General features: G+C 71.2%; 1 protein-coding gene. It reads left to right on the forward strand.

What is annotated here, in order from left to right; translation table 11 throughout:
- Positions 1–520: ATP-grasp domain-containing protein (locus tag O3Q52_RS54025; RefSeq protein WP_269655660.1), on the forward strand; the 520-nt coding region annotated here is incomplete at both ends.

The following is a 520-nucleotide window of genomic DNA, read 5'->3' on the forward strand; positions in this document are numbered from 1 at the left end:
GCGCAGGCGCCCCGCTGGTCGCCGGCACCCCCGACCCGGTCTCCGGGTCGGACGAGGTCGTCGCCTTCGCCGAGGAGCACGGCCTGCCGATCGCCATCAAGGCGGCCTTCGGCGGCGGCGGCCGCGGCCTGAAGGTCGCCCGCACGCTCGAAGAAGTCCCCGAGCTGTACGACTCGGCGGTGCGTGAGGCGGTGGCCGCCTTCGGCCGCGGCGAGTGCTTCGTGGAGCGCTACCTCGACAAGCCGCGGCACGTGGAGACCCAGTGCCTGGCCGACTCCCACGGCAACGTGGTCGTCGTCTCCACCCGCGACTGCTCACTGCAGCGCCGCCACCAGAAGCTCGTCGAGGAAGCACCCGCACCGTTCCTGTCCGACGAGCAGGTCGCCGAGTTGTACTCGTCCTCCAAGGCCATCCTCAAGGAGGCCGGCTATGTCGGCGCCGGCACCGTGGAGTTCCTGGTCGGCACCGACGGCACGATCTCCTTCCTGGAGGTCAACACCCGCCTGCAGGTGGAGCACCC

The sequence above is a fragment of the Streptomyces sp. ActVer genome (genome assembly GCF_027270795.1).
Lineage (GTDB): Bacteria > Actinomycetota > Actinomycetes > Streptomycetales > Streptomycetaceae > Streptomyces > Streptomyces umbrinus_A.